The sequence below is a fragment of the Bradyrhizobium sp. IC4060 genome (assembly GCF_020193715.1).
GTDB classification, from domain to species: Bacteria; Pseudomonadota; Alphaproteobacteria; order Rhizobiales; family Xanthobacteraceae; genus Bradyrhizobium; species Bradyrhizobium yuanmingense.
In genome coordinates this window covers 183,321-192,578 of sequence record NZ_JADYVJ010000013.1, presented here as the reverse complement: position 1 = coordinate 192,578, position 9,258 = coordinate 183,321, and the positions used below count along the sequence as shown (strand labels likewise).

Below are 9,258 nucleotides of genomic sequence, written 5' to 3'. Positions count from 1 at the left end.
GATCGGCGGCACGCTGACCTCGTCGCTGACGTTCTCGACGGCTTCCAGCCCCGTCCAGGACGTCGTCGCGCAGACCTCGCGTGCGAACCTGGTGTCTCAGTTCAACAACATCCTGAACCAGATCGACTCGACCGCGCAGGACTCCTCGTTCAACGGCGTCAACCTCTTGAACGGCGACCAGCTCAAGCTGGTGTTCGACGAGACTGCAAAGTCGAGCCTCAGCATCACCGGCGTGACCTACAACTCCAAGGGTCTGGGCCTCGCCTCGCTGACCAGCGGTGTCGACTTCATCGACAACGCTGCCACCAACAAGGTGCTGACCAACCTCAACGCCGCCTCGAGCACGCTGCGCTCGCAGGCCTCGAGCCTCGGCTCGAACCTGACGATTGTGCAGGTCCGTCAGGACTTCAACAAGAACCTGATCAACGTGCTGCAGACCGGCTCGTCCAACCTGACCCTGGCCGACACCAATGTTGAGGCGGCCAACAGCCAGGCGCTGTCGACCCGTCAGTCGATCGCGGTCTCCGCGCTGTCGCTGGCCAACCAGTCGCAGCAGAGCGTGCTGCAGCTGCTCCGCTAAGGCGCGGACGACATCGCAAGACGATTACGGCGGCGGGGCTTCGGCCCCGCCGCTTTCTTTTTGCGCACTGTTCGGAGATTTCGAGAGAGCAGGCGCCGCTCGAAAAAGTAACCAGCGGTTATGGTTAATGGATCGTAGTCGCCAGGAATTGCCAATGATTTCAGATGGATTGCGCGCCGTGCGCGCACGGTCCGCTCGCTTATGGTGAACCGGCGCTTATGCGGGCTTCATGCGTTTCACCCTTTGTTAGCCATGTCACGGCACGCTGGCCCCGTCACTCGATCCGGAAGCGATCGAACGAAGACGCGTAAGCCAGAAGGGTAAGAGTCATGTCCGGTATTGTTCTCTCTGCGTCGGTTCGTCAGAACCTCCTGTCTCTCCAGTCCACCGCCGATCTTCTCGCCACCACACAGAACCGTCTGTCGACCGGCAAGAGCGTCAACTCGGCCCTGGACAATCCCACCAACTTCTTCACGGCCCAGTCGCTCGACAACCGCGCCAGCGACATCAACAATCTGCTCGACGGCATCGCCAACGGCGTGCAGGTGCTGCAGGCCGCCAACACCGGCCTGACCTCGCTGCAGAAGCTGATCGACAGCGCCAAGTCGATCGCCAACCAGGCGCTGCAGACCACCGTCGGCTACTCCACCAAGTCGAACGTTTCGACCACGATCGCCGGTGCGACGGCGGCGGACCTGCGCGGCACGACTTCGTTCGCCAGCGCGACGGCGAGCAGCAACGTGCTGTATAACGGCACCGCCGGCGGCACCACGGCGGCGAACGGCACCAGCACGCTCGGCGCCACCATCGGCGTCTTCGCCAGCACGGGCGCAACGGCCGGCGACGGCACCACGGCGCTGACCGGCACCATGACCCTGATCGCCACCAACGGCACGACCGCGACCGGCCTCGCCGGCAACGCCCAGCCTGCCGACGGCGACACGCTGACCGTGAACGGCAAGACCATCACCTTCCGCAGCGGCTCGGCTCCGGGCGCGTCCTCCGTTCCGGCCGGCTCGGGCGTCAGCGGCAACATCGTCACCGACGGCAATGGCAACAGCACCGTCTATCTCGGCACCAACGGCACGCCGGCAGCGACCGTCAACGACCTGTTGAGCGCGATCGATCTGGCAAGCGGCGTCAAGACGGTCTCGATCACCTCGGGTGCGGCGACGATCGCCACGAGCAACGGCCAGACCGCTTCGACCGTCGCTGCGGGCGCCGTCACGCTGAGGAGCTCGACAGGCGCGGATCTGAGCGTCACCGGCAAGGCCGACCTGCTCAAGGCTCTCGCCCTGACGACGTCGACAGGTGCAGGCAACGCCACTGTCAACGTCAACCGGACCACGAGCGCGGCCTCGCTGGGTGCGACGATCACCGACGGTTCGACGCTGAACGTCAACGGTCACGTCATCACCTTCAAGAACGCGCCGGTTCCGGGCTCGACCGGTGCTCCCAGCGTTCCGAGCGGCTTCGGTGTCAACGGCAACGTCGTCACCGACGGCAACGGCAACTCGACCGTCTATCTGCAGGCCGGTACGGTCAACGACGTGCTGAAGGCGATCGACCTCGCCACCGGCGTGCAGACCGCGACCATCAGCGCCGCCGGCGTTGCCACGCTTGCGACGGCCACCGGCCAGTCCAACTCGACGATCAATACGTCCGGTCAGCTCAAGATCTCGACCGGCGTCAACGCTGATCTGTCGATCACCGGCACCGGCAATGCGCTGAACGTGTTCGGCCTCGCCGGCAACACCGGTAATGCGACCGCGTTCACCGCGGCACGCACCTCCGGTATCGGCGGCATCGCCGGCAAGACCCTGACCTTCACCTCCTTCAACGGCGGCACGGCGGTCAACGTCACCTTCGGCGACGGCACCAACGGCACGATCAAGACGCTCGATCAACTCAACACCAAGCTGCAGGCCAACAACCTGTCCGCAACGATCGACGCCAACGGCCTGCTGACCATCACCGCCTCCAACGACTATGCGTCCTCGACGCTCGGCTCGACGGCTGCCGGCGGTGCGATCGGCGGCACGCTCACCTCGGCCCTGACCTTCTCGACCGCTTCCACGCCTGTCCAGGATGGCGTTGCCCAGACGGCGCGTGCCAATCTGGTGACTCAGTTCAACAATATCCTCAACCAGATCGACACCACCGCGCAGGACTCCTCGTTCAACGGCGTCAACCTCTTGAACGGCGACCAGCTCAAGCTGGTGTTCGACGAGACCGCCAAGTCGAGCCTGAACATCACCGGCGTGACCTACAATTCCAAGGGTCTCGGCCTCGCCTCGCTGACGGTCGGCGTCGACTTCATCGACAACGCCGCCGCCAACCGGGTGCTGACCAACCTCAACGCCGCATCGAGCACGCTGCGCTCGCAGGCCTCGAGCCTCGGCTCGAACCTCTCGGTGGTGCAGATCCGTCAGGACTTCAACAAGAACCTGATCAACGTGCTGCAGACCGGCTCGTCCAACCTGACCCTGGCCGACACCAATGTTGAGGCGGCCAACAGCCAGGCACTGTCGACCCGGCAGTCGATCGCGGTCTCGGCGCTGTCGCTGGCCAACACGTCGCAGCAGAGCGTGCTGCAGCTGCTCCGCTAACAAGCGGCTGAAATCACTGACTAAAATCGAGCGGCGGGGCCTTGGCTCCGCCGCTTTTTCTTTGCGTCCGGGGGGCGGGCAGGGGCGTTCATCGGCGGTTAACCCTATCCCTTAAACCGCCGTTAACCATACTTTAAAGGACACCTCCTAAAACTGGACAAAAGGCCGGCTTTCCAGTCCGCGCGGCCGATTCGTATCCGGTTCAAGAGGAAGACTCGCCAATGTCCAACATCGTTCTCTCGGCGTCAGTTCGCCAGAACCTGTTGTCGCTGCAGTCGACGGCCGACTTGCTGGCCACGACGCAGGAGCGGCTGTCGACCGGCAAGAAGGTCAACACGGCGCTCGACAATCCCACCAACTTCTTCACGGCGCAGGGGCTGGACAACCGGGCGAGCGACATCAGCAACCTGCTCGACGGCATCAATAACGGCGTCCAGGTGTTGCAGGCCGCCAACACAGGCATCACCTCGCTGCAGAAACTGATCGACAGCGCCAAGTCGATCGCCAACCAGGCGCTGCAGACCACGGTCGGCTATTCCACCAAGTCGAACGTCTCCACCACGATTCCCGGCGCGACCCCGGCCGACCTGCGCGGCACGACCTCCTATGCGAGTGCGACCGCGAAGAGCAACGTGCTCTATACCGGCGCGGCCGGCGGCGTGACCCCGGTCACGGGAACTGCCGCACTCGGCGCCTCGCTCGGCTCGACCGCCGGCACCTTCACCGGCACGGCCGCGCTCGCCGCCGACGGCACCACCGCGCTGTCCGGCACGGCGACGCTGGTCGGCACCACGGCATCGACCACCTTCGGCACGCCGCCCGCGGACGGCGACACCATCACGGTGAACGGCAAGACCATCACGTTCCGCACCGGCGCTGCTCCGAGCGCCCAGCCGACCGGCTGGGGCCTCGACGCCAGCGGGCACATCGCCACCGATGGCAACGGCAATTCAATCATTTATCAGGGAACGGCGGCGGCGCCCCTAGCGACCGTCAACGACGTCCTCACCGCCATCGACCTCGCCAGCGGCGTCAAGACCGCAACCATCAGCGCAGGCGCGGCGACATTCGCGGTCAGCGGCTCGGCCGGCCCTGTCGGCACGCTTCAGGTAGCATCGTCCATCTCGGGTGGTGGCGCGGTGACGCTGAAGAGTTCGACCGGCGCCGATCTGAGCGTGACGGGCAAGGCCGACTTCCTCAAAGCACTCGGCCTGACGTCCGCGACCGGCGCGGGCAACGCGAACGTGACCGCGAACCGCTCGACGACCGCGGGTTCGCTCGGCACCCTGGTCCAGGACGGCTCGACGCTGAACATCGGCGGCAAGACCATCACCTTCAAGAACGCGCAGACGCCGCAATCGACAGCGAGCGTGGCCACCGGCTATGGCGTCAGCGGCAACGTCGTCACAGACGGCAACGGTAACTCGACGGTCTACATCCAGAGCGCGACGCTGACCGATCTGCTTAACGCGGTCGACCTCGCCACCGGCGTCAAGACCGCCAGCATCTTCAACGGCGCGGCAACCATCTCGACCACCGCGGGCCAGATCCCGTCGTCGGTCAACAGCAGCGGTCAGCTTGCGCTCTCGACCGGCATCAATGCCGACCTGTCGATCACCGGCACCGGCAATGCGCTCAGCGCCTTCGGCCTCAGCGGCAACACGGGAACGGCGACGGCCTTCACCGCGGCGCGCACTTCGGGCGTCGGCGGCATCAGCGGCAAGACCCTGACCTTCACCTCCTTCAACGGCGGCACGCCTGTCAACGTCACCTTCGGCGACGGCACCAACGGCACCGTCAAGACGCTTGACCAACTCAACGCGCAGCTTCAGGCCAATCACCTGACGGCCACGATCGATGCCAACGGCGTGCTCACGGTGACCACCGTCAATGAATACGCCTCTTCGACGCTCGGCTCGACGATCGCGGGCGGCGCGGTCGGCGGCACGATCACCGGCGTTCTCGCCTTCACCACCGCGCAGCCGCCGGTCCAGGATCCCGTGGCGCAGACCGCGCGCTCCAACCTGGTCAACCAGTTCAACAACATTCTGGCCCAGATCGACACGACCTCGCAGGACTCCTCCTTCAACGGCGTCAACCTGCTCAATGGCGACACGCTGAAGCTGGTCTTCAACGAGACCGGCAGCTCCACGCTGAGCATCAACGGCGTGGTGTTCAATGCGGCGGGCCTCGGTCTCAGCAATCTCGTCAACGGCGTCGATTTCATCGACAACGGTGCCACCAACAGGGTGCTGGCCAGCCTGAACGCGGCCTCGAGCACGTTGCGTTCGCAAGGCTCCACGCTCGGTTCGAACCTGTCGATCGTGCAGGTGCGTCAGGACTTCTCCAAGAACCTGATCAACGTGCTGCAGACCGGCTCAGCCAACCTGACGCTTGCCGACACCAATGAGGAAGCGGCGAACAGCCAGGCGCTGTCGACGCGCCAGTCGATCGCGGTCTCCGCGCTGTCGCTGGCCAACCAGTCGCAACAGAGCGTGCTGCAGCTGCTCCGCTAATTCCGCAGCGCAACTTCGCTATTCGAGATTACGCGGCGGAGCTGATGCTCCGCCGTTCTTTTGAGGAAGATCGCTAAGACGAGATTAGCCGAGATCGACGCGCATCACGCCAGGCGAGTTTACATCGTGCGTGCGTAGATCTAGCGTTGCGCTGACGAAGGACTCCGTGCCCCGTAATTCTGCGGAGTACTTCCAAGCACGATACGTAAGCAAATCTTAAGCGGTGCTGCCTAGGGTTGGGAAAGAAATCCTTAAGCGCGTACAACGCGCTAGGTAACCTCCAGGGTGTGATTGATGTCGAATTCCGCTGCCTCGGCTTATGCGCGTGTTGCAACCACCACCGCATCTCCTCGCGACATCGAGGCGCAGACTCTGCTCAAGGCCGCCAACAAGCTCCAGGACGCGGTGAACAACGCCGATCCGCTCAGCGAGCAGACCATGCAGGCCCTGATGTTCAACCGCAAGCTCTGGACCATCTTCCTGAGCGAGGCGATGCGCGACAGCAATCCGCAGCCGATCGACGTCCGGCAGAAGATCGCCAACATCAGCGTGTTCGTGTTGAGCCAGACCGCCGCGCTGCAGATGAGCCCGCAGTTCGATCACTTCCGTCCGCTGATCGAGATCAACCGCAATATCGCGGCAGGGCTGTCCGGACGGCCGTGACGGAATTCGTGATGGTCGCATCACGAGCACATCGGCGAAACTCGCAATTTAGGCAGGAGCTGATCGCGGCCAGTGGTCTTGCCTCGGCACGCGAACTCCGCGCTGACCGATGATGGCCAGACGCAGAGCAGAAACATCGGCATCGATCGCGTGATCGTTAGGCGCTGAGATCCGTGCTGAGCGGACGCGAGGGCTCGGACTTCATGTCCAGTGCGTGGAAATAGGCACGCCGGCGGAGCATCGCCTCGTCAGGGAACTGGTTCACCACCGTGTCGGTCTTGTCGTTGACGACCTGAAAGACGAAGGACGCGGCCGCCTGGTCGAACACGACCTGGCGCGAGATGTTCTCGTGGTTCGGCAAATCATTGCGCACCGGCGCGCTCGTATCGCTCGCGGCGACCGTTTGCCTCACCGGAAGATCAGTTTGCACAGCCTCGTTCGCCGCCGAATTCGACGTCGGTACGATCTGCACGGGGGCCGGGATCCCCACCGGCCTGATGCTGAAATCTGTACTCATGGCAGCCTCCTGGTTGCCTTACGTGAGTCAAATCCCAACCCCTCTAATCACGCAAGCATGGAACACCAGGACTGAACACCCGGTAAGGAAACGTGCCTAACCGCGCGACGCCGTCGCCGCGCGGTTTTTCCTAAAATTGTCGGTTGTTCTCGTGCTGCTCAGAGCGAGCGGCTGACCGCAAGCGGCGTGATATGGCGCGGACCTGGCGCTGCGCTGCGCCCGGCGGCGGTATAGGTGTTCGGCACGTTGCGCTTCTGGATCTCGGCGTTGACGCCGCGCACGACGCTTTCGGAAACCGCGTGCGCGGTCGCGAGCACGGTGAGATTGACCTGGAGCATCGCGCGGAACGCATCGTGGTGGCGATGCAGCGTCGAGAGGAGCTCCGGCGCGGACTTCGCGAGCTGGTCCTGGTTTGCCTTCAGCTGGCCGACTGCGCTGACGTAGCTGCGCGACAATTCCTGCTTCTTGCCCTCGAGCGTCATCGCCTCGCGGACCTTGCCGGCGCGGACGAGCTCTGTCTCGCGCTCGATCAATCCGAGCAGGGCGCTCATCGCGTCCATTAGGCCTTCGGCGAGCTTGCGCGCCTCGCTGCTGACGGGCGCGCTGCCCGGGCGCTGGGCCTGCATCGGCTGACGTGAGGCGTTGAAATGGTTCATCTCGTTTGACCTTATGCCGTGCGGATCGTTTTCGCCTGCTGCAGGATGAGGGTACGGTAGACGTCGCTGGCGATGCCGACGCCGCCGGCCTGGGCGAAGTTCTTGGAATATTGCTCGGTCAGCATCGAGCGCCATACGCCGGTACCGGGCGTGTCGCCGAACGGGCCTTCGCCTTTCAGGCCCGAGGTCATCTGCGCGAACATGCTGTTGAGGAACATTGCCTCGAAGTCGGTGGCGGTCTTCTGGGCCTTGGCCTGTTGCTGCGGCGAGACCTTTTGCAGCGCCGCGGCGAGCTCGAAGTCCGGCCGGCCGTTCCGGCTCTCGACCGAGAAGGCCGAATTGGTGGCGAGGCGAGGGGGGTTGATCGCGCTGGTCTGCATCACATCACCTCGATGTCGGCTTCGATGGCGCCGGCGGCCTTGATCGCCTGGAGGATGCTGATCATGTCGCGGGGGCCGATGCCGAGGCCGTTGAGGCCGTCGACGAGCTGCTGGAGCGAGACGCCGTCCTTGACGAGCGCCAGCTTCTTGCCGTCCTCGGTGACGGTGACGCTGCTGCGCGGCGCGACCACGGTGCGGCCGCGTGACAGCGGATTGGGCTGGCTCACTTGCGGGCTCTCGGAGATGGTGACCGTGAGGTTGCCCTGCGCCACCGCGACGGTGGCGACGCGGACGTCGCGGCCCATCACGATGATGCCGCTGCGTTCGTCGATGACGATCTTGGCGGCGAGATCAGGGTCGACCTGGAGCTGCTCGATCTCGGTGAGGAAAGCGACGACGTTGCCCTTGAACTCGGGCGGGATCGACAGCTGCACCGTCGACGGATCGATCGGCTCGGCGGTCTTGACGCCGAGATAGTCGTTGATTGCGGCCGCGATGCGCTTGGCCGTCGTGAAGTCGGGGTTGCGCAGCGCCAGGCGGACGTTCGGCAGCCGGTTGAGCGCGAACTCGATCTCGCGCTCGATGATGGCGCCGTTGGCGATGCGTCCCACCGTTGGCACGCCGCGCACGATCTTGGCCGCCTCGCCCTCGGCCTGGAAGCCGGAGATCGCGAGCGAGCCCTGCGCCACCGCATAGACGTTGCCGTCGGCGCCGAGCAGGGGGGTGACCAGCAGTGTGCCGCCCTGGAGATTCTTTGCGTCGCCGAGCGCGGACACCGTGACGTCCATGCGCGTGCCCTGGGTGGCGAAGGCCGGCAGGTTGCCCGTGACCATGACGGCGGCGACGTTGCCGGTGCGGATGGTGGCGCCGCGGATATTGACGCCCATGCGCTCGAGCATCGCCTGCAGCGACTGCTTGGTGAAGGGGATGTTGTTGAGCGTGTCGCCGGTGCCGTTGAGGCCGACGACGAGGCCATAACCGATGAGCTGGTTCTGCCGCACGCCCTCGATATTGGCGAGGTCCTTGATGCGCGAGGTCGCCGCCGCCGTGGTGACCGACAGCGCCAGCGCCGACAGCGCGGCGCAGGCGAACCCAACAATCCTCACCCAACGAACGCCTGGCATCTCTGCTCCCCAAGGCCCCCTAGAAAAGGCTCCTCAAATCGGACAGGACTTGCACGACACTCCCATGACGAGCTGGTCCGGCGCTTTCCTTGCGAGCGCTGTGCCAACGCCTGATGGCGAGGTAGGTGGCTGAATAGCTTGAATAAATCTGTTGCGACCGCTGTCAGCACTGGTTCGCCCTGAGGAGCGAAACTGCCGGCTGTCGGCAGATTT

At 64.5% G+C, this 9,258-nt stretch carries 8 protein-coding genes; 4 read left to right on the top strand and 4 right to left on the bottom strand.

Features of this window, described 5'->3' with window-relative positions:
- From I6F16_RS31580 to flaF, 4 genes are all read left to right on the top strand, one after another.
- A partial coding sequence (locus I6F16_RS31580; protein WP_276573261.1) for a flagellin occupies positions 1–580 on the top strand: 580 nt, incomplete at its 5' end.
- A gap of 329 nt (positions 581–909) precedes the next feature.
- Complete coding sequence (locus tag I6F16_RS31575) at positions 910–3,189, top strand: DUF1522 domain-containing protein (protein WP_225114644.1); 2,280 nt, start codon at positions 910–912, stop codon at positions 3,187–3,189.
- Between the two features lie 221 nt (positions 3,190–3,410).
- The gene (locus tag I6F16_RS31570; RefSeq protein WP_036027928.1) at positions 3,411–5,705 is read left to right on the top strand and encodes a DUF1522 domain-containing protein; all 2,295 of its coding nucleotides are present in this window, start codon (positions 3,411–3,413) and stop codon (positions 5,703–5,705) included.
- A 294-nt stretch (positions 5,706–5,999) separates the two neighbouring features.
- Positions 6,000–6,368, top strand: a complete 369-nt coding sequence (gene flaF / locus I6F16_RS31565) for a flagellar biosynthesis regulator FlaF (protein WP_018642830.1) — start codon at positions 6,000–6,002, stop codon at positions 6,366–6,368.
- Between the two features lie 157 nt (positions 6,369–6,525).
- Here the strand turns inward: flaF and I6F16_RS31560 are convergent, their stop codons facing one another.
- From I6F16_RS31560 to I6F16_RS31545, 4 genes are all read right to left on the bottom strand, one after another.
- Positions 6,526–6,885 carry a hypothetical protein gene (locus I6F16_RS31560; RefSeq protein ID WP_036027927.1) on the bottom strand — a complete coding sequence of 120 codons (360 nt, stop codon included), beginning with the start codon at positions 6,883–6,885 and terminating at the stop codon, positions 6,526–6,528.
- Between the two features lie 158 nt (positions 6,886–7,043).
- Positions 7,044–7,541, bottom strand: a complete 498-nt coding sequence (locus I6F16_RS31555; protein WP_036013118.1) for a hypothetical protein — start codon at positions 7,539–7,541, stop codon at positions 7,044–7,046.
- Between the two features lie 11 nt (positions 7,542–7,552).
- Positions 7,553–7,921, bottom strand: a complete 369-nt coding sequence (flgJ, locus tag I6F16_RS31550; protein ID WP_225114645.1) for a flagellar assembly peptidoglycan hydrolase FlgJ — start codon at positions 7,919–7,921, stop codon at positions 7,553–7,555.
- A complete protein-coding gene (locus I6F16_RS31545) occupies positions 7,921–9,045 on the bottom strand; it encodes a flagellar basal body P-ring protein FlgI (protein ID WP_225114646.1) in 1,125 nt (374 codons plus the stop codon). Before I6F16_RS31545 ends, flgJ begins: the two co-directional genes overlap by 1 nt.
- Positions 9,046–9,258: the final 213 nt, after the last annotated feature.

What these genes read in the sequence shown, in the direction of transcription:
- I6F16_RS31575 (WP_225114644.1), top strand. Translation starts at nt 910, where the DNA reads ATGTCCGGTATTGTTCTCTCTGCGTCGGTTCGTCAGAACCTCCTGTCT.
- I6F16_RS31570 (WP_036027928.1), top strand. Translation starts at nt 3,411, where the DNA reads ATGTCCAACATCGTTCTCTCGGCGTCAGTTCGCCAGAACCTGTTGTCG.
- flaF (WP_018642830.1), top strand. Translation starts at nt 6,000, where the DNA reads ATGTCGAATTCCGCTGCCTCGGCTTATGCGCGTGTTGCAACCACCACC.
- I6F16_RS31560 (WP_036027927.1), bottom strand. Translation starts at nt 6,885, where the DNA reads ATGAGTACAGATTTCAGCATCAGGCCGGTGGGGATCCCGGCCCCCGTG.
- I6F16_RS31555 (WP_036013118.1), bottom strand. Translation starts at nt 7,541, where the DNA reads ATGAACCATTTCAACGCCTCACGTCAGCCGATGCAGGCCCAGCGCCCG.
- flgJ (WP_225114645.1), bottom strand. Translation starts at nt 7,921, where the DNA reads ATGCAGACCAGCGCGATCAACCCCCCTCGCCTCGCCACCAATTCGGCC.
- I6F16_RS31545 (WP_225114646.1), bottom strand. Translation starts at nt 9,045, where the DNA reads ATGCCAGGCGTTCGTTGGGTGAGGATTGTTGGGTTCGCCTGCGCCGCG.